Origin of the sequence: Nitratireductor sp. OM-1, from assembly GCF_003296175.1 — a bacterium.
Lineage (GTDB): Bacteria > Pseudomonadota > Alphaproteobacteria > Rhizobiales > Rhizobiaceae > Nitratireductor > Nitratireductor aquimarinus.
Window position 1 is genome coordinate 3,632,615 of the sequence record NZ_CP029208.1, and the last position, 18,981, is coordinate 3,651,595.

Sequence of the window (18,981 nt, forward strand, 5' to 3'; positions counted from 1 at the left end):
ATTACCTCGCGAGCATGGTTTGCGGCAGCCATAGCGCCAGTTGCGGGAACAGGACGACCAACGCAACGGCGACGATCATCATGAGGAAGAACGGCAGGGTCATGCCGGCGACCTTGAGAATGTTGTGCCCGGTGAGCCCCTGAATGACGAACAGGTTGAAGCCGACCGGCGGCGTGATCTGACTCATCTCGACCACGAGCACGAGATAGATGCCGAACCAGATGATGTCGAGCCCCGCAGCCTCGACCATGGGCAGAATGACCGATGCGGTGAGCACGACGATGGAAATGCCGTCCAGAAAACAGCCCAGCACGACGAAGAAAAGGGTCAGCACCGCCAGAAGCGCATAGGGCGAGTAGCCCTGCTCGGCGATGAACTGCGCCAGCGCACGGGGAATGCCCGTATAGCCCATGGCCACGGTCAGAACGGACGCACCGGCGAGGATGAGCACGATCATGCAGGAAGTGCGCGAGGCGTTGCGCAGCGCAGCGAAAAAGGCCGAGCGGCTTAACGTGCCGGTGAACCATGACAGGGCCAGTGAGAGGACCACACCGACAACGGCGGCCTCGGTGGGCGAAGCAAAGCCGCCATAGATCGAACCGATGACACCGATGATGAGCCCCAGGATCGGGAACAGGCGGCGCGTCTGCCAGATGCGCTGAAGATAGGGAATGCGCGGATCAGCCTCGGGCATGCGCTTGTGATTGATCATCGACCACACGGCCGTGTAGCCCATGAAGAGCGCCGCCAGCATGATGCCGGGAATGACGCCGGCGATGAAAAGACGGGCGATGGACTGCTCGGTGGCAGCACCATAGACGATCAGGATGATCGATGGCGGGATGAGCAGGCCGAGCGTGCCGGAACCGGCAAGCGAGCCGATGGCCATGCGCTCGTCATAGCCGCGCTTTCGGAGTTCGGGCAGAGACATGCGGCCGATGGTGGCCGTGGTGGCGGCAGACGAGCCGGACACGGCGGCGAAGATGGCGCAGCCCAGAATGTTGACGTGCAGGAGCCGGCCCGGCAGACGCCGCATCCACGGCGCAAGACCGGCAAACATGTCTTCGGCCAGCCGCGTGCGGAACAGGATCTCCCCCATCCAGATGAACATGGGAAGAGCAGCCAGATCCCACGAATTGATGGAACCCCACACGGTGGTGGCCATCACCGCGCCAGGCGGCACCGGAACCATGAGATAGATGGCCGTAAGGCCGGCCACCATGAGCGCCAGAGCGACCCAGAGGCCGGCGGCAAGCAGGACGAGCATCAGCCCGCCGAGCGTGAGGGAAATGGTCAGAAGGTCCATCACACTTCCTCCGCTGCGCCGTCTTCGGTGGCGAGATAGGATGGAGACCGGCCCGTGAGCGCAGCGAACAGGTCATCCAGCAGCGCAACGGCGAAGATGCCGATCCCGAGCGCCATGACCGTCTGCGGTATCCAGAGCGGGATGGCAATGATGCCGTAAGACAATTCGTTGAAGCGGTGACTGTCGAGGGCGAGCTTCGCTGCATAATAGAAGAAGAAGCCGGCCAGCGCCGCGCCGACCAGAAGCACGAACACCTCGGCCACCCGGCGCATGCCCTCGGGCATGGCGGCAAGACCCAGCGTCACACGGATCTGCGCACCGCCGCGCAGGGAGCCGGCAAGCGCCATGAAAGACGCGCCGACCAGCAGGAAGCCCGCGATCTCGGCCAGCGACGGCACGAGAAACCCATATGGTGGCAGGCCGAAAAGCCCCAGCAGGGTGTCCACCACGCGCCCCATGACCTGGGCGAACACCAGAACTGCAATCGCGCAGAGGGCAGCCATGGCCAGCCACTCGGCTGCGCCATAAAGCCCGTTCAGTATTTTTCTCATTGTCGTCGTCTCCGCTCGACGGTCTCATTCTGGTCGCACAAGGCGACCGGTCTGCGGGCGGCCGGACATCCAGCCGCCCGCAGGGTCAGTCAAAGCGGTCAGTTCCTGTAGGCGTCGAGGACGGCCTTGCCTTCGTCGCCAGCCTTTTCGGCCCATTCGGCGGACATTTCCGCACCGATTGCGGCAAGCCCTTCCTTGAGCCCGGCGCTCGGCGCAGTGACGGTGATGCCATTGTCCTTGAGGATTTGGGTCTTGTCTTCCGTCTCCTTGACGGAGGCTTCCCAGCCGCGCGTCTCGGCCGTGGCCGCTGCCTCAAGCACCGCTGCCTGCTGATCTTCCGGCAGCGCATCGAACGCGGCCTTGTTGACGAAGACCATGTTGCGCGGGAGCCAGGCCTGCGCGTCGGAATAATGGGAGAGAAAGTCCCAGACCTTGGAGTTTGCGCCGGTGGAGGGCGACGTGACCATGGCCTCGACGCGACCGGTGGCGAAGGCGGTCGGCAGGTCCGGCACCTCTACCTGGGTCGGCAGCGAGCCGGCGAGCTGCGCCAGACGCTCGGTGGCGGCATTGTAGGCGCGCATCTTCAGCCCCTTGAGGTCGTCGACCGAGGAGATTTCCTTCTGGGTGTAGATGCCCTGCGGCGGCCACGGCACGGAGAAGAGAAGCTGAAGCCCCTGCTCCTGAAGCTTTGCGGCAAGCTGGTCCTTCGACGCGCCATAGAGCTTCTTCGCGTCATCATAGCTGGTCGCCAGGAAGGGGATCGAATCCACTTCATAGATCGGGTCTTCATTGGAAAGACGCGATCCCAGAACCTCGCCGATCTGGGCAAGGCCCTGACGCACGGCGTTCTTGATGTCGGGATGCTTGAACAGCGAGCCGTTGGAATGAACGGTGATCTCCAGACCGCCATCGGTGGCGGTTTTCACATCCTCAGCGAACTGGGCGATGTTCTGCGTGTGGAAATTGGTGTCGCCATAGGGCACCGGCATGTCCCACTTGGTCTGCGCGGAGGCAGAGGTGGCAAAGCCGAGAGCGGCTGCGGCCACAGCGAATTTCACGGAATGATGCATCGTCAATCTCCCATTTGTATGAGGCAACGGAGGCGTTCCCTCACCTTCTTTCGTTGCAATGGAAGGAGCGTCGCACACTCAGATAATATGTCAATAAATTATTGACGTTTTATCCGAGACATGTTTCTCCTTTTGCCAAGGATAATGCGAAGGAACCGACGATGACAGCTGGCAAATGGGATTTTTGGATCGACCGCGGCGGCACGTTTACCGATGTGATCGGCCGCGATCCGGATGGCGGGCTTTTCGCCCGCAAGCTGCTTTCTGAAAATCCGGAAGCCTATGCCGATGCCGGTATTCAGGGTATTCGCGATCACCTCGGCGTCAAGGCCGGCGAAGCCATGCCTTCGCATCTGATCGGCGACGTGAAGATGGGCACGACCGTGGCAACCAATGCGCTTCTGGAGCGCAAGGGCGACCGCGTGGCGCTGGTCATCACCAGGGGTTTCCGCGACGCGCTCAAGATCGCCTACCAGGCGCGGCCCGACATCTTCGCCAAGGAAATCATCCTGCCCGAACAGCTCTATGAGCGCGTGATCGAGGTGCCGGAGCGCCGCCGTGTCGACGGCACGGTGGAAACGGAACTCGACCTCGACGCCGTGAAGGGCGAGATCGAGGCGGCCAAGGCCGACGGCATCGATGCGGTCGCCATCGTCTTCATGCATGCGTGGAAATATCCCGAGCATGAGAAAGCGGCGGCAAGCCTTTGCCGCGATTCCGGTTTTTCGCAGGTTTCGGTCAGCCATGAGACCTCGCCGCTGATCAAGCTGGTGGGTCGTGGCGACACCACGGTAGTGGACGCCTATCTGTCGCCGATCCTGTCGCGCTATGTGAGCCGCGTGGCGGCAGAACTGGGCGTCAACGAGAACGGCGAAGGCCCGGGCCTCAAATTCATGATGTCGTCGGGCGGCCTGACGGCGGCCGACAAGTTCCAGGGCAAGGACGCGATCCTTTCCGGCCCTGCCGGCGGCGTGGTCGGCATGGTGGAGACGGCGCGGCTTGCCGGCTTCGACAAGGTGATCGGCTTCGACATGGGCGGCACCTCGACGGATGTAGCCCATTATGACGGCGAATATGAACGCGCCTTCGACACGGAAGTGGCGGGCGTGCGCATTCGCGCGCCGATGATGCGCATTCACACCGTGGCCGCCGGCGGCGGTTCGATCCTGCATTATGAAGACAACCGCCTTAAGGCGGGTCCGGATTCGGCCGGCGCAAACCCCGGCCCCGCCTGCTATCGCCGTGGCGGGCCGCTGGCCGTGACCGATGCGAATGTGATGCTGGGCAAGCTGCAGCCGGATTTCTTCCCGGCCATTTTCGGCCCCGAGCAGAACGAGCCGCTCGATGTGGACGCCGTGCGCGCCCGCTTCACCGAACTGGCGGAGCAGATCGGCGACGGACGTCCGGCGGAAGCCGTGGCGGAAGGCTTCATCACCATTGCCGTGGAAAACATGGCCAATGCGGTGAAGAAGATCTCCGTGCAGCGCGGCTATGACGTGACCGGCTATCTGCTGAACTGTTTTGGCGGCGCGGGCGGCCAGCATGCCTGCCTCGTGGCCGACGCGCTGGGCATGGAAGCGGTGCTGATCCATCCGATGTCGGGCCTGCTGTCGGCCTATGGCATCGGACTTGCGACCGTGTTCGCCTCGCGCCAGCAGGCGCTTTTGAAGCCCTTTGCGGAAAGCTCTCTGGACGCCATCGACGCGCTTTCGGCATCGCTGCGCGAAGAAGTGCGCGCGGAGCTGGCCGATCAGGGCATCACCGGCGACAAGGTGATCTGGGCAACCAAGCTGGAGATCCGCTACGAGGGCACCGACACGACGCTGCCCATCGCCTTCGACGGCACGCTTGAGACCGCCAAAGCCGCCTTCGAGGCGGCGCACAAGGCGCAGTTCGGCTTCGTCTATGACGACAAGCCGATGGTGGTGGAAGCCGTCAGCGTCGAGGGACTGGACGCCGGCGATGGCCGTCCGGTGGAGCAGGAGCAGGCGACCAGCGACGCCACGCCCGCCCCCGGCGAGACGCGCGCAATCTTCTGCGACGGCGCATGGCACGATGCCGGCATCTACCGCCGCGAAACGCTGTCGCGCGGCGCGAAGGTCAACGGCCCCGCCCTCATCATCGAGGCCAACCAGACGGTAGTCGTGGAGCCCGGCTGGCAGGCCGAGATCACCGCGCTCGACCACATTCTGATGCGCCGTGTGGAAAAGAAGGCCCGCATGGCCGCACTCGGCACCAAAGCCGATCCGGTGATGCTGGAGGTCTTCAACAACCTGTTCATGTCGATCGCCGAACAGATGGGCGTGACGCTGCAGAACACCGCCTATTCGGTGAACATCAAGGAGCGGCTCGACTTCTCCTGCGCGGTGTTCGACCAGAATGGCGCGCTGGTGGCCAATGCCCCGCACATGCCGGTGCATCTGGGCTCCATGGACCGCTCGGTGGAAACCGTCATCCGGCTGAACAAGGGCAATATCCGCCCCGGCGACGTGTTCGCGCTGAACGCGCCTTACAATGGCGGCACGCATCTGCCCGACATCACGGTGGTCACACCCGTGTTCGACGACAAGGGCGAGAACATTCTGTTCTACACCGCCTCGCGCGGCCACCATGCCGATGTCGGCGGCACAGCACCCGGCTCCATGACGCCGCTGGCGACCACGGTGGATGAAGAAGGCGTTCTGTTCGACAATTTCCGCCTCGTCGAAAGCGGCAAGTTCCGCGAAGAGGAGCTGCACACGCTTCTGACCGACCACGCCTATCCGGCGCGCAACCCGCACCAGAACATCGCCGATCTGAAGGCGCAGATCGCCGCCAACGAAAAGGGCGTGGCGGAACTGCGCAAGATGATCGACCAGTTCGGTCTGGACGTGGTGCAGGCCTATATGGGCCATGTGCAGGACAATGCGGCGGAAGCCGTGCGCCGCGTGCTCGAACGCCTGCCGGACGCCTCGGAATATGAATATCCGACCGACACGGGCCAGGTGATCAAGGTGAAGATCACCGTCGACCGCGAGAAGCGCGAGGCGACCGTCGACTTCACCGGAACGTCGAATGTTCAGAAGAACAATTTCAACGCGCCCGAACCGGTGACCCGCGCAGCGGTGCTCTATGCCTTCCGCGTGATGGTGGAAGGGCAGATCCCGATGAATGCGGGCTGCCTCAGGCCGATCAACATCGTGATCCCGGAAGACTGCATGCTGCGCCCCTCCTATCCGGCGGCGGTCGTGGCCGGCAATGTTGAGACGTCCCAGCACGTCACCAATGCGCTGTTCGGCGCGATGAAGGCCATCGCCAACAGCCAGGGCACGATGAACAATCTGACCTTCGGTAATGAAGAGTATCAGTATTACGAGACCATCTGCTCCGGCTCGCCGGCCGGCCGCATGAATGACGGTCGCGGCTTCGATGGCGCGTCGGGCGTTCATGTCCACATGACCAATTCGCGCCTGACAGACCCGGAAATCCTCGAACTGCGCTTCCCGGTTCTGCTTGAGGACTTCCACATCCGCGAAGGCTCGGGCGGCAAGGGCAAGTGGAATGCGGGCGACGGCACGCGCCGCACCATCCGCTTCCTGAAGACCATGGAATGCGCCATTCTCTCCTCCCACCGCACCCAGCCGCCACGCGGCGTTGAGGGCGGTGGCGATGGCGAAATGGGCAAGACCGAGGTGCGCCGCAAGGACGGTCATGTCGAAACGCTCAAGGGCTGTGACCAGACGGTGATCGAGGCCGGCGAAGCGGTGATCGTGACAACGCCCACCGCCGGCGGTTTCGGCAAGGCGTAAAGCAATCAGGATTGCGGGCGGGGGAGCATGCTTCTCCGCCCGCATTGTCACTGGAGTCCCGGTCCGGGGCCAGGCGCTGCCGAACGGGCGGTGCGCGGGGCTAAACCTGCACCCCGCCTTTAACAGCCCCGTCACACTCGGTCATTCAGGTTTCACGCGCGCGTCATGGAAGCGCAGTAGCCCCTCAAGACAAGATTGAGGGGAGAGACCCATGACAGATCTTTCAGCCGGCACCGGCCTTTCCACCCGCCGCCATCTCGGCAAGGCGGTCTATCAGAACAGGGCCACCACGCGCGCAGGCCTTTCCGAACGCCTCTTCGCCCTTCTTTTTTCGGGCCTCGTCTATCCGCAGATCTGGGAAGACCCGGACGTGGACATCGCGGCGATGGAACTCGATGAAAGCCACCGCATCGTCACCATCGCGTCGGGCGGCTGCAACGTGCTGGCCTATCTCACCCGCCAGCCGGCGAAGATCGACGCCGTGGATCTGAACGCCGCGCATGTGGCGCTCAACCGGCTGAAGCTCACCGCCTTCAGGGCGCTGCCCGCCCATGGCGACCTGCTGCGCTTCTTCGGCGCAACCAACCAGCGCAGCAACAGCGAAGCCTATCGCCGCTTCATCGCGCCAGCGCTCGACGCCCAGTCGCGCCGGCACTGGGAAAGCCGCGGGCCGCTCGGCCGCAAGCGCATCGACGCCTTCACGCGCAATTTCTACCGCAAGGGCCTGCTCGGCTTCTTCATCGCCACCGGCCACACGGTCGCAAAGTTCTATGGCGTGAACCCCGCCGACATCATGAAATCGCGCTCGCTTCGCGATCAGCGCATCTTCTTCGATGAGCAGTTGCGCCCGCTGTTCGACCGCGGGCTCGTGCGCTGGGCGACCTCGCGCAAGGCATCGCTTTTTGGCCTCGGCATTCCGCCGGCGCAGTATGACTCGCTGATCACGGCGGGTGACGGCACCATGGCGGACGTTCTGTCGAGCCGGCTTGAGAAGCTCGCCTGCCATTTTCCGCTCAAGGAAAACTATTTCGCCTGGCAGGCCTTCGCCCGCCATTATCCCGCACAGGGCGAAGCCACCCTGCCCGCCTATCTGGAACGCAGGAACTTCGACACGATCCGCGCTGCGGCGGACAATGTGACGGTGCACCACGCGAACCTGATGGATGTGCTGGGCAACAAGCCGGCGCTGAGCGTGGACCGCTATGTGCTGCTCGACGCGCAGGACTGGATGAACGACGATCAGCTCAACGCACTGTGGAGCGAGATCACCCGCACGGCAGCGCCCGGCGCGCGCGTCATCTTCCGCACTGCCGCAGCGCCGAGCCTGCTGCCGGGCCGCGTGAACGACCACATTCTGAACCAGTGGCGCTATGAGAAGCTCCGCTCGCGCGAACTCTCGGCCAATGACCGCTCGGCGATCTATGGCGGGTTCCACCTCTATGTGAAAGCGGCCTGAGAATGGCCATGCCGCAGACCGCCGGCCACGCCAGTCTGATGGACGGCGTCTATCGCCGCCAGCGCCATATCTACGACCTGACGCGCAAATATTATCTGCTTGGGCGTGACGGGCTGATCGGCGGGCTGAACGCGCCGGAAGGCGGTGCGGTGCTGGAGCTGGGCTGCGGAACGGGGCGCAATCTGGCGCTCGTTTCGGACCATTATCCGAAAGCGCGTCTTTTCGGCCTCGATATCTCGCAGGAGATGCTTGCCACCGCAAGAAGGCGCATGGAGCGCGAGGGGATCGACGCCCGACTGGCCAAAGCCGATGCATCGTCTTTCGATGCCGAGGCGCTGTTCGGGCAGGCCCGGTTCGACCGGGTTTTCATTTCCTATTCGCTGTCGATGATCCCGCCATGGCGCGAGACCATTGCAGCCGGCCTCGACTGCGTTGCGCCGGGCGGGTCGCTGCACATCGTGGATTTCGGCCGGCAGGAACGGCTGCCCGGCTGGTTTCGCGCAGGATTGCGCCGCTGGCTTGCGGCCTTCCACGTGACACCGCGTGATTCACTGCGTGAAGCGCTGGAATCGGAATGCGAGAAACGGGGCGCAAGCCTGCGTTTCGACTCGTCTTTTCGGGGTTATGCCGTGCGGGCGATTGTGGAACTGCCTGCGGTAGACGAGATACTGCTGCAGTGACGTGGTGCGTGCTTCGACAGGCTCACCATGAGGGAGGTGGAGCTTCGCGGTGAAGACCGGTTCCACGCCCTTGCTCAACAGTTGTGCAGCCAATCCCATCCCTCATGGTGAGCCTGTCGAAGCACGCACCACTCCACCCTACTCCATCTCCCCCGGTATCTTCGCCAGAGCCTCGATCAGCGCCTGCGGCTTGTAGCCGAGGCGTGAGGGCGTGAGGCCCATGCGCACCACCACCATGCGCAGCGAGGGAATGACCGTGATGGTCTGGCCATCATGGCCGAGCATCCAGAAAGCGTCGGGCGGCAGGTTGAAGCCCTCGTCTTCCGGCACGCCGCGCGGCGTGTTGGCGCGGGGGCCGTGCAGCCAGGTCTGCCAGCCATATTCGCCGCCCGAAGCTTCCGTGGGGGTGCGCATCCACCGCACCCAGCCTTCCGGCAGAATGCGTTCGCCCTTCCACACGCCATCCTGCAGGAGAAGCTGGCCGAACTTCGCCCAGTCGCGTGCTGACGCATAGAGGTTGGAAGAACCGGCATAGGTGCCGCGCGGGTCCGTCTCGAAGACGGCGCTGTCCATGCCCAGCGGACCGAACAGGGCCTCATAGGGCCACGCCAGCGCATCCTGTGGCGCATTGAATGTGTCCTGCCAGACACGCGACAGGAGAACGCTCGTGCCGCTCGAATAGTTGAAGACCCCGCCAACCGGACCTTCAAGCTTCTGGTCAGCCGCGAAGGCCGGCATGTCGGAGGCGAGATAGAGCATGCGCGTGACATCGCTCACATCGCCGTAATCCTCGTTGAAATAGAGACCGCTCTCCATGGCGAGAAGATCGGCAACGGTGATCTTCGATCGCTCGTCACCCGCCCATTCGGGGAACAGATTGCTGTCCTCGACGGACAGGCGGCCAGCCTTGACGCGGGTGCCGATGAGCGCGGCGGTGACGGTCTTGGTCATGGACCAGCCGATCAGGGGCTGCGTGTAATGGGCGACATCCTCGCCAAAGCGCTCGCCGATGATGCGGCCATCCTGCACGACGACCACGGCGCGCATGCTGGGGCCGGTGAGCGCCGGATCATCGAGGAGTTCGGCCACCAGCTCATGTCCCTCGACGTCGATGCGCGGGCCATCCGGCCACAGATCCGATCCCTGAGACGCAGGCTCCGGCCTGTCGAAACGGGCGCCCAGCGCCGCCTTCACATCGCCATCGGGCACGGCGGCGCAGCCGGTCGCACCACGATAGACGGCAAGCCCGTCGCCAAAGACCCCGAAGAGGCCGGTGTGAACCGTGGCGTCAGACGGCTCGACCCGCACGCTCATGAGCTTCAAAAGCGGATGGCCCGGGGCCTGAACGTCGCGCTCGAGCACGGTCTGCGGGTCGCGCCCGGCTATGAACACATTGGAGCAGATAATTTTGGCGGCGTAATTGGAGCCGACACGAATGAGCGCGGGCGGCGAGACGTAGAGCCAGAGCGCTGCACCGGCGATTGCAACGGCAAGGAGACCGAGGAGCCATTTGAAGAGCCTGAGAGCAGTTCGCATTCCGTCGTCTTCTCCGTCTTCCCTTGCGGCCAGCCCTTTCATCCTGTGGTGACGGGGCCGGCAACTTCGCCTATTTCTGTCGGCAACGCCCCTATTTGCTGATTCGCACCCTGAGGAGCCCCGCTCATCATGCGTCGATTGATGATCGCCAGTCTATCCGCTTTGCTCGTCGGCTGCTCGACCGTCGACTATGATTTTTCCGATGTTGCGCCCAAGGCGCAACCCTCGACAATGCGCAGCAGCGGGGGCCTGCGCTTCGCCGACACCGACCCGCATGAATGGGAGGGTGGCGCGCCCTGGCACTATGCGGTGCATGGAACGGATGTCGCCAAATATCAGGCCGACATCGACTGGAAGAAGGTTGCCCGCAACGACATCTCTTTTGCCTTCATCAAGGCGACGGAGGGTGGCGACATTGTCGACGATTATTTTGCGCGCAACTGGCGCGCGGCGAAGGCGGCCGGCGTTCCGCGCGGGGCCTACCATTTCTACTACCATTGCCGCCCGGCCATCGAGCAGGCGCGGTGGTTCATCCGCAATGTGCCGCGCGACGCTTCGGCCCTGCCGCCCGTTCTGGACATGGAGTGGACGCCCTTCTCTCCCACCTGCACCATCCGCCCGCCGGCGGAGAAGGTGCGTTCGGAGATGCGCATCTTCCTGAACGCGGTGGAGCGCCATTATGGCAAGCGGCCGATCATCTACACCTCGATCGACTTCTTCGACGACAATGATCTGAGCAGCTTCAAGGGCTATCCCTTCTGGTTACGCTCGGTGGCCGGTCATCCCGATGACAAATATTCCGATCATCCTTGGGTCTTCTGGCAATATACGGGCACCGGCGTGATCCCGGGCATTGAGGGGAAGGCCGATATCAACGTGTTCAACGGCAACGCCAGAGCCTGGAAGAACTGGCTCCGGGCCAATGCCAGCTGATCGCGCCAGACGCCTTCAGCCCGAGTTATCAAGGCCCGTGTTATCAAGGAGAGTTCATATGCGCAGAAAATCCATCGCGCTTGGGGCGCTGTTCGCCTTTGGCTTTGCCGGCAGCGCCGTGGCGCAGCAATGCGGCGGCGATTTCAACGCCTGGCGGGAAGGCGTGCGTCAGGAGGCTGCGGCCGACGGCATCGGTGAGCGCGGCCTTTCGGCGCTGAACGGCGCCGGCATCGAGCAGAAGGTTCTGCAACGCGACCGCGCGCAGGGCGTGTTCAACCAGACCTTTGCCGAATTCGCCGGCCGCATGATCAATGATTACCGGCTGAAGAACGGCGCGGCCAATCTGAAGAAATACGCCAATACCTTCGCGCGCGCCCAGAACGAGTTTGGCGTCCCCGGCCCGGTGATCGCCTCCTTCTGGGCGCTGGAAACGGATTTCGGCGCGGTGCAGGGCGACTTCTCGACGCTCAACGCGCTCGCCACGCTGGCGCATGACTGCCGCCGGCCGGAAATCTTCCGCCCGCAGCTGATCGCGCTTCTGCACCTGATCGATCAGGGCTGGGTGCCGGCCAATGTGACCGGCGCGTGGGCCGGCGAGATCGGCCAGATGCAGATGCTGCCGTCCGACTATTACACCAAGGGTGTCGATGGCGACGGCGACGGCAAGGTGGATTTGAAAGGCAGTTCGCCCGACGCCATTCTGACGGCGGCGAAGAACCTCCAGTCGCTTGGCTGGAAGCCCGGCCAGCCCTGGATGGAAGAAGTGCGCGTGCCGGATCAGATGGCCTGGGAGAAGACCGGCCGCGTGACCAAGCTGCCGCGCTCGGAATGGGCGGCGATGGGCGTGACCTATCGCGATGGCAGCCCGCTGCCGGCCGATGGCATGGCGACGGCTGTGGTTCTGCCGATGGGCCACAAGGGACCGGCCTTCCTCGTCTACGACAATTACGACATCTATCTGGAATGGAACCAGTCGCTCATCTACACGCTGACGGCGGCGCATCTGGCGGCGCGCCTTGCCGGCGCACCGCGCTTTGACGTGCGCTCGCCCGAGCAGGGCCTTGCGCCCGAGACGATGAAGCAGTTGCAGACCAAGCTTGCCGCGCGCGGCCATGACGTGGGCAAGATCGACGGCATTCTGGGCGCCGGCACCCGCGAAGCGGTGCGTCAGGAACAGCTGCGCCTTGGCCTGCCCGCCGATGGCTGGCCGACGCCGACGCTGTTCTCGAATCTCTGAGCATTTTGCAGTCAGGTGGCATCACCTGGCGTCCGCATAAATGCGGGAAACAAGGAGTTAGGGTGGATCAGCGTTTCTCTGAAACGATGAACCGCTCTACGCCTAAAGCTTAGACGCCCCGGCAGCCTGATCTTCATCGGGTTGCCGGGGTTTTTCTTCCGCCGCCTCAGATGCGACCGTCGCCTCGGCGGCTTCCTTTTCCGCCTTTTCCTCTTTCTTCCGGGCGGCCTTCGCGGCCTTTTCGAGCGCGCGGCGGGCGCGCCATTTGCGCAGGGTCAGACGGCCGGCGCGATAGCGGGCGCGCACCCACCAGAGCCCCTCACCCACATTCCCGATCTCTTCGGCATAGGCTTCCGACAGCGCTTCACGATAGGAAGAAAAGCCCTTGGCCGCCACATAGTCGATGCGGCGCATGACCGACATCCAAGCCGGCGAGAAGAGAAGCGAGATGGCCGTAACGGCGATGGCAAGGCGATAGCTGTCCTGCCCCAGCGCGCCCGCCGACAGGCCGGCAGCCGCCAGCACGAAGGAGAACTCGCCGATCTGCGCCATGGAAAGACCGCCGATCAGCGCCGTGTTGCGGTCGTGCCCGGTGGCGCGCAGCAGGAAGACGTTGAGCAGCGTCTTGGCGGCGATGACCAGAAGCGCGGCCCCCAGCACCATCCAGAGATTGTTCCAGATATAGGTCAGGTCGAACAGAAGGCCGATGGACAGGAAGAAGATTACCACGAGGATGCTCTGGATCGGCTCGATGACCGGGATGATGCGGGCGCGCAGGTTGGAATTGCCCACCAGAATGCCGGCCACGAACGCGCCATAGGCGGGCGAAAGACCGAGAAAGCCCGAGAGAGCGGCCGCGCCGAAACAGACGCCCAGCGCGCCAAGCGCCAGGATCTCGACATTGTCGGCAATGGCGGCCGCGAAGGGCACGCGCAGCTTGCCGCGCCGCCCGAGCCACCACAGCAGCCAGCCGAGAAACCCGACCGCCAGCGCCACCTTGGCGGCGATGGCGAGAAGGCTCGTGTCGGCCCCGCCAAGCGCCGAGACGATGATGAGCATCGGCACCACGGCAATGTCCTGCGCGATCAGAACGGCGATGGCGATGCGGCCCGCGTCGCGGCGCAGCTCGTCCATGTCGCTGAGCATCTTCATGGCGACGACCGTGCTCGACAGGCCGATGATGAAGCCGAAGATGATGCCCTCGGAAAGCCCGGTTCCGCCCATCCATGCGATGGACAGACCGATGGCCAGCGCCACCGCCAATTGCCCGACCGCAACGAGTACGGCGGGCTTGAGGCTCATGATGAAGGCTCTCAGCGAAAGCTCCATGCCGATGAAGAAGAGCAGCATGAGCACGCCCATCTCGGCAAGCGCGGTCACGCTGTCGGAATTGCCGATGAGGCCGAAACCGGTCGGCCCCATGACGACACCGGCCAGAATGAAACCGACAAGCGGAGGCTGTTTCAGGCGCATCAGGCCGAGCCCGAGCGCAATGGCCACCAGAAGGACGAAGGCGATCTCCGTCAGTGGAAAGGCGTGTGCTTCCGCTTCCAAATTCCGGTTCCCTTTTCCGTGTGCGCCCGATCAGTCCGCCATGGTTTCGAGGCTGGCGAAACCTTCCGGTGCGGACCCCGCATCGAAAGGCGTTTTCACCTCGACGAACGTGTCAGGATAAAACCCGTTGAACCGGGTTCTTAGCGACATGGAATAGGCGCCAATATGGCCGATCTCGATCCAGTCGCCGGTATCCACCGTTTCCGGCAGCCAGAACGGACGGGACAGGATGTCGACGGAATCGCAGGTCGCCCCGCAGACCTTGAACGGCACCACCTTTTCAGGATCGCCATTGCGGTTGCGGATCGCGGGGTCGGGAATGAAGCGGGCCGGCAGGGTGATCTTTCCGGTCCAGGAATCGGAGAGCGAGGCCCAGATGCCGTCATTGATGTAAAGCCGGCGGCCCTTGCGCAGGAGAACGCGCACGATGAGCGAAAAGGCGCGCGCGACGATGACGCGACCGGGCTCCGCAACGAGCGGCATTTCATCAAAGCCCCACTCCACGATATCGGCCCGCAACCGCGCCATGATTTCATCAAGGCTCGGCATTTCGGGCTTCTTGCGGTTCGGGTCGTGGCCATATTCCGCCGGGAAACCACCGCCCACATCGAGCGCGGCCAGCGGCACGCCCGCCCTGCCCCGCACCCAGTCTGCCGAGGCAAGCGCGCGCTCATAGGTATCCGGGTCCTGGATCTGTGAACCGACATGGAAGCACAGGCCAAGCCTGTAGCCATGGCGATGCAGACGCCGCAGGAGCTCGACCGCCTGTGCGGGACCGGCCCCGAATTTCTTCGACAGTTCGTAGGCCGCGTGGCCCTTGGTCTGGATGCGCACGAAGACAGTGAGCGTGCCCGGATCGATATCGAGGGCGCGGACCACGCGGATCAGCTTGGAGACCTCATCCTCGTGATCGACCGCGATGACGCGAATGCCGTATTCCTCCAGCGCAAGGCGAATATCGGACTGCGCCTTGACCGGGTGCATGTAGAGCATCTCGGCCCGCGGCGCGACGGAACGGACGGCGGCAAACTCGGCGGGTGAGGCCACATCGAACGCATCGACGCCGGCCTCCGCCAGCGTCTTCAAAACCAGTTTCTCGCCATTCGTCTTGACCGCATAGGCTGTCTTGCCGGGGAACTGCCCCATGAAATCACGTGCATCGGCTTTCAGAACATCGGGCCGGAAGCAGTAGATCGGCTCATCCGGACGAAGCTTCATGGCGGCGTCTCGGGCGGTCTCAAAAAACTGCATTGGCGGCTCCGGGTTCGGTTGAACGCTTAGGGCGGACCGGAAGGGTAGAGGATTTGCCGTTCAAGTAAACGCTCCTCCAAAGGGTTTTTCCGGCACAGGAAACGGGAAGGCATGTTTCGGGTGGGCGGCGCGCGCCTCTCCGATTTAGGGTCCTGATCCTAATGCACCAGACAGGCATTCGATCCCGAATGTTTCCAAGACGAAAGACAATGCGATGACCGCACAATCGCCAGCCGGAACCGCCACGCCGCATATGTCGCTTGAAAACTGGGCGCTTCTCATCGTTCTCGGCGCGGTCTGGGGCGGCTCCTATTTCTTCGCGCGGATCGCGGTCGGCGAGATGCCGCCGCTCATGCTGGTCATGTTTCGCGTGTCGATCGCAGCCCTTATCCTTCAGACCTATCTCGCCCTGCGCGGCCCTTCTTTCCGCACGGCGCTGCCGCTTGCGGGCAGTTTCTGCGTGATGGCGCTCCTGAACAATGTGATCCCGTTTTCGCTGATCTTCATGGGTCAGACGGAGGTTGGCGCGGGGCTTGCCTCGGTGCTCAATGCAACGACGCCCTTCTGGACGGCCATCCTCGCAAACATGCTGACGGCGGATGAAAAACTGTCGGTCACGAAGATCACCGGCATAGCACTCGGCATCGCCGGAACGGCGGTGATGATCGGCCCCGGCCTTTTTGCCGGGCTGGGCGGGCCGATCTGGGCCAAGTTCGCCATGATCGGCGGTGCGGTCTCCTACGGCTTCGCCTTCATCTATGCGCGCCGCTTCCGCAACGTGCCTTCGCCCATCGTCGCCGCCGGGCAGCTAAGCGCTTCGAGCGTGATCATGATCCCGCTGGTTCTGGCGCTTTACGGCACGGGCAACCTGTTTGCGTTCTCGGGCAATGTCTGGGCCGCCGTGATCGGGCTTGCCGCCCTTTCGACGGCCTTCGCCTATCTGATCTATTTCCGTGTCCTGGCAAGCGCGGGCGCGACCAACGCTTCGCTTGTCACCTTTCTCAATCCGGTGAGCGCGATCCTGCTTGGAACCGTGTTTCTGGGGGAAAGGCTGGCGCATTTCGAGATGGCCGGAATGGCGCTGATCGCGGCGGGCCTGATCGTGATCGACGGGCGGCTGATCGCGCGCATCCGTTAACACAAAGTGAATCAAACCGATTGCCCAATGATTTCAAAAGGGCGCGCGCGACAGTGGTCAGATTTTCCAGAATCCTACCGCAGCGCAGCATAAAATCCGCTTGCCGCAGACCCGTCTATCCCTAGAATCCGGGAAGCATAAGCAGAGGAGGCTTTGCCATGGGACTGACACGGCCTGTTAATGCACTGATGATTTGTGCGGCATTCGTCTTTATCGGCGCTCTGGTGATGGGCGTGTTGGCGTAAAGCCATAACCGGAACAGCCACCCAGCCCCTCCCCGCATCCATGCGGATGCAAAAGGGTTGTTCCAGGGTTTCGATGCTCTGGAAGGCAGCCATCCGGATTTTGTTGATAGACATAAAAAAGGGCCGGTTCGCCGGCCCTTTCTCAAATGCGGTTTATGCTGCCGCCGGCTGCTCGGCGCCAAGGTCCGCCTTCGGGCGGATGCCGATCATGTGGCTGACGGCGTAGACGAGATCCGCACGGTTCATCGTGTAGAAATGGAAATCGTCAATGCCGCGCTCGATAAGGTCCAGAACCTGCTCGGCGGCCACCGCCGAAGCCACGAGAGCGTGGATCTGCGGTTCGTTTTCCAGCCCAGCGAAACGCTCGGCCAGCCAGCCGGGAACACTTGCGCCGCAGCGGCCCGCAAAGTTGGCCACCTGGGTGAAATTGTGCACCGGCAGAATGCCCGGAACGATGGGGATGTAGATGCCGGCGCGGCGCGCGCGCTCGACATAACGCTCATAGAGATCGTTGTCGAAGAAGAACTGGGTGATGGCGCGTGTCGCCCCATTGTCGACCTTGCGCTTGAGCATGTCGATGTCGGTTGCGAAATCCGGGCTTTCGGGATGCTTCTCCGGATAGGCGGACACCGAGATATCAAGATCGCCCTGCAGCTTCATCGCGCCCGTGAGCTCTGCGCCATTGGCGTAGCCATTGGGATGGGGGCGATAGGCAGCGCCGACACCCGCACTCGGATCGCCGCGCAGCGCCACGAAGCGCTTTACGCCCATTTCGACGAACTCGGCCACCACCTGATCGACTTCCTCGCGTGAAGCGTCAACACAGGTCATGTGAGCGGCCGGCGTCAGCGTCGTCTCTTCAAGGATGCGGCGGACCGTGCGGGCCGTGCGCTCGCGCGTGGAACCGCCCGCGCCATAGGTGACGGAGACGAAGGACGGCGCCAGAGGCTCAAGCCGCTTCACCGTTTCCCACAGCCGGTCCTCCATCGCATCCGTCTTCGGGGGAAGAACTCGAACGAAACACGGAGCTTGCCAGCCGTGTCCGGCTGACGGGAAAAACGCTGTTGCGGCATCAAGCCGTCTCCTTCTGAGCAATCGACGGCGCCATGCCGTCGGCAATCTGCATGCGCCGGTCGCGGGCCAGCCAAAGCTTGACCGTGAGGCCCTTTCCGGCCTCGCCACGCGGCGCAAATTCCAGTGTTTCGGCCAGATCGAGTTCGGCCTCTTCGAGCCATTCTGCAATCTGGCTATCAGCCAGTCCGAGCCGCATATGGGCATGTTCCTCGCGCAGGAACTCGTGCTCATGCGGCGCGAAATCGACGATCACCAGCCGCCCGCCGGGCCTCAAAAGCCGGGCGGCCTCGCGGATGGCGTTTCCTGGCCTGTCGATATAGTGCAGCACCTGATGGATGGTCACCAGATCATGCGCATCACGCTCAAGCTGCGGGGCGGAGATATCGCCAAGGCGCACCTGCGCATTGGCGATGCCGGCCCGGTCGAGATTGGCGCGGGCCACCGCAAGCATCTCGCGCGACAGATCAATGCCGACCCCGCGCTGGTAGAGCGGCGCGAACAGCTCCAGCATGCGGCCGGTGCCCGTGCCAAGATCCACCATGGACTGGAAGGGCCGGTCGCCGATGAGCTTTCGGAGCTCTTCTTCCACGGCCTTGTCGGGCACGTGAAGCGAGCGGATCTCATCCCAGCTTGCCGCGTTCTGCGAAAAATACTCCGCCGCCCTCTCCTCGCGCCGACGCTTGATCGCGCCAAGCCGCTCCAGATCACGCTCAATGACCGGGTCGGCCTGATCGAGCCGCACCACGACGCCATCGACGAATTCACGCGCGGCGTCGGCATCCGACAGGCGGAAATAGGCCCAGGAACCCTCTTGGTAACGGACGATGAGATGGGCTTCGAGCAGGAGCTTGAGATGACGGGAAACGCGCGGCTGCGACTGGCCGAGAATCTCGGTCAGATCGGTCACGGTCAGATCGCCCTGCGACAGAAGCGCAAGGATACGCAGGCGACTGGTTTCAGCCGCCGCCTTCAACGTATCGACCATCTGGTCGAGATGAATTGCCGGACGCATCAGCATGCGCTTCTCCTGATACATATAAAGATATGTTTATATCGTTTCAGCTTGCTTGGCAAGGCGGCGCAGTTCACACTGCACAGCGCGGGGCAAAGCGTGCGGCAAAGCGGGGCAAAGCGCGCAGCAATGCGGGCCGCGCACAGGAAG

The 18,981-nt window shown here is 63.3% G+C and carries 13 protein-coding genes and 1 pseudogene; 6 read left to right on the forward strand and 8 right to left on the reverse strand.

All coding sequences use genetic code 11. The annotated features are described in order from the left end of the window. Window position 1: 1 nt before the first annotated feature. From DEJ54_RS17325 to DEJ54_RS17335, 3 genes are all read right to left on the reverse strand, one after another. Entirely contained in the window at window positions 2–1,306 is a 1,305-nt protein-coding gene (locus DEJ54_RS17325; RefSeq protein ID WP_113155658.1) for a TRAP transporter large permease, read from the reverse strand. Further along, window positions 1,306–1,857, reverse strand: a complete 552-nt coding sequence (locus DEJ54_RS17330; RefSeq protein ID WP_113155659.1) for a TRAP transporter small permease — start codon at window positions 1,855–1,857, stop codon at window positions 1,306–1,308. Before DEJ54_RS17330 ends, DEJ54_RS17325 begins: the two co-directional genes overlap by 1 nt. Window positions 1,858–1,955: 98 nt before the next feature. After that, on the reverse strand, window positions 1,956–2,927 hold the full coding sequence (locus tag DEJ54_RS17335; RefSeq protein ID WP_113155660.1) for a TRAP transporter substrate-binding protein: 972 nt from the start codon (window positions 2,925–2,927) through the stop codon (window positions 1,956–1,958). Window positions 2,928–3,088: 161 nt separating this feature from the next. Between DEJ54_RS17335 and DEJ54_RS17340 the strand changes: the two genes are divergently transcribed. The 3 genes from DEJ54_RS17340 to DEJ54_RS17350 all read left to right on the forward strand — a co-directional run bounded on the left by DEJ54_RS17340 (window position 3,089) and on the right by DEJ54_RS17350 (window position 8,851). Continuing rightward, entirely contained in the window at window positions 3,089–6,715 is a 3,627-nt protein-coding gene (locus DEJ54_RS17340) for a hydantoinase B/oxoprolinase family protein (RefSeq protein WP_113155661.1), read from the forward strand. A 211-nt stretch (window positions 6,716–6,926) separates the two neighbouring features. Further along, window positions 6,927–8,171 carry a DUF3419 family protein gene (locus DEJ54_RS17345; protein ID WP_113155662.1) on the forward strand — a complete coding sequence of 415 codons (1,245 nt, stop codon included), beginning with the start codon at window positions 6,927–6,929 and terminating at the stop codon, window positions 8,169–8,171. Between the two features lie 2 nt (window positions 8,172–8,173). Next, window positions 8,174–8,851, forward strand: a complete 678-nt coding sequence (locus DEJ54_RS17350) for a class I SAM-dependent methyltransferase (RefSeq protein ID WP_113155663.1) — start codon at window positions 8,174–8,176, stop codon at window positions 8,849–8,851. 138 nt (window positions 8,852–8,989) lie between these two features. Here the strand turns inward: DEJ54_RS17350 and DEJ54_RS17355 are convergent, their stop codons facing one another. Then, window positions 8,990–10,387, reverse strand: a complete 1,398-nt coding sequence (locus tag DEJ54_RS17355) for a serine hydrolase (RefSeq protein WP_113155664.1) — start codon at window positions 10,385–10,387, stop codon at window positions 8,990–8,992. A gap of 129 nt (window positions 10,388–10,516) precedes the next feature. On the opposite strand from DEJ54_RS17355, the gene DEJ54_RS17360 reads away from it, so the two are divergent. Continuing rightward, window positions 10,517–11,320, forward strand: coding sequence for a GH25 family lysozyme (locus DEJ54_RS17360; protein ID WP_113155665.1), 804 nt, complete (start codon window positions 10,517–10,519; stop codon window positions 11,318–11,320). A gap of 58 nt (window positions 11,321–11,378) precedes the next feature. Continuing rightward, window positions 11,379–12,557: a lytic murein transglycosylase gene (locus DEJ54_RS17365; RefSeq protein ID WP_113155666.1), complete on the forward strand. Its 1,179-nt coding sequence runs from the start codon at window positions 11,379–11,381 to the stop codon at window positions 12,555–12,557. A 102-nt stretch (window positions 12,558–12,659) separates the two neighbouring features. Here DEJ54_RS17365 and DEJ54_RS17370 read toward each other — a convergent pair whose 3' ends face one another. Together DEJ54_RS17370 and DEJ54_RS17375 are read right to left on the reverse strand one after the other, a co-directional pair. After that, complete coding sequence (locus tag DEJ54_RS17370) at window positions 12,660–14,111, reverse strand: cation:proton antiporter (protein ID WP_113155667.1); 1,452 nt, start codon at window positions 14,109–14,111, stop codon at window positions 12,660–12,662. A gap of 30 nt (window positions 14,112–14,141) precedes the next feature. Continuing rightward, window positions 14,142–15,362: an alanine racemase gene (locus DEJ54_RS17375; RefSeq protein WP_113155668.1), complete on the reverse strand. Its 1,221-nt coding sequence runs from the start codon at window positions 15,360–15,362 to the stop codon at window positions 14,142–14,144. 214 nt (window positions 15,363–15,576) lie between these two features. On the opposite strand from DEJ54_RS17375, the gene DEJ54_RS17380 reads away from it, so the two are divergent. After that, complete coding sequence (locus DEJ54_RS17380) at window positions 15,577–16,500, forward strand: DMT family transporter (protein WP_245447615.1); 924 nt, start codon at window positions 15,577–15,579, stop codon at window positions 16,498–16,500. Window positions 16,501–16,898: 398 nt separating this feature from the next. Here DEJ54_RS17380 and metF read toward each other — a convergent pair. Both metF and DEJ54_RS17395 read right to left on the reverse strand, forming a co-directional pair. Continuing rightward, window positions 16,899–17,818: pseudogene (gene metF / locus DEJ54_RS17390) on the reverse strand (methylenetetrahydrofolate reductase [NAD(P)H]). Then, entirely contained in the window at window positions 17,818–18,837 is a 1,020-nt protein-coding gene (locus DEJ54_RS17395) for a metalloregulator ArsR/SmtB family transcription factor (protein WP_113156368.1), read from the reverse strand. The pseudogene metF and the gene DEJ54_RS17395 overlap by 1 nt, the downstream one beginning before the upstream one ends. Between the last annotated feature and the right edge of the window lie 144 nt (window positions 18,838–18,981).

Excerpts from the sequence above, each read along its gene's own strand:
- DEJ54_RS17340 (WP_113155661.1), top strand. The coding sequence starts at position 3,089 with ATGACAGCTGGCAAATGGGATTTTTGGATCGACCGCGGCGGCACGTTT.
- DEJ54_RS17365 (WP_113155666.1), top strand. The coding sequence starts at position 11,379 with ATGCGCAGAAAATCCATCGCGCTTGGGGCGCTGTTCGCCTTTGGCTTT.
- DEJ54_RS17330 (WP_113155659.1), bottom strand. The coding sequence starts at position 1,857 with ATGAGAAAAATACTGAACGGGCTTTATGGCGCAGCCGAGTGGCTGGCC.
- DEJ54_RS17345 (WP_113155662.1), top strand. The coding sequence starts at position 6,927 with ATGACAGATCTTTCAGCCGGCACCGGCCTTTCCACCCGCCGCCATCTC.
- DEJ54_RS17360 (WP_113155665.1), top strand. The coding sequence starts at position 10,517 with ATGCGTCGATTGATGATCGCCAGTCTATCCGCTTTGCTCGTCGGCTGC.
- DEJ54_RS17350 (WP_113155663.1), top strand. The coding sequence starts at position 8,174 with ATGGCCATGCCGCAGACCGCCGGCCACGCCAGTCTGATGGACGGCGTC.
- DEJ54_RS17325 (WP_113155658.1), bottom strand. The coding sequence starts at position 1,306 with ATGGACCTTCTGACCATTTCCCTCACGCTCGGCGGGCTGATGCTCGTC.
- DEJ54_RS17375 (WP_113155668.1), bottom strand. The coding sequence starts at position 15,362 with ATGCAGTTTTTTGAGACCGCCCGAGACGCCGCCATGAAGCTTCGTCCG.
- DEJ54_RS17335 (WP_113155660.1), bottom strand. The coding sequence starts at position 2,927 with ATGCATCATTCCGTGAAATTCGCTGTGGCCGCAGCCGCTCTCGGCTTT.
- DEJ54_RS17355 (WP_113155664.1), bottom strand. The coding sequence starts at position 10,387 with ATGCGAACTGCTCTCAGGCTCTTCAAATGGCTCCTCGGTCTCCTTGCC.
- DEJ54_RS17380 (WP_245447615.1), top strand. The coding sequence starts at position 15,577 with ATGACCGCACAATCGCCAGCCGGAACCGCCACGCCGCATATGTCGCTT.
- DEJ54_RS17395 (WP_113156368.1), bottom strand. The coding sequence starts at position 18,837 with ATGCTGATGCGTCCGGCAATTCATCTCGACCAGATGGTCGATACGTTG.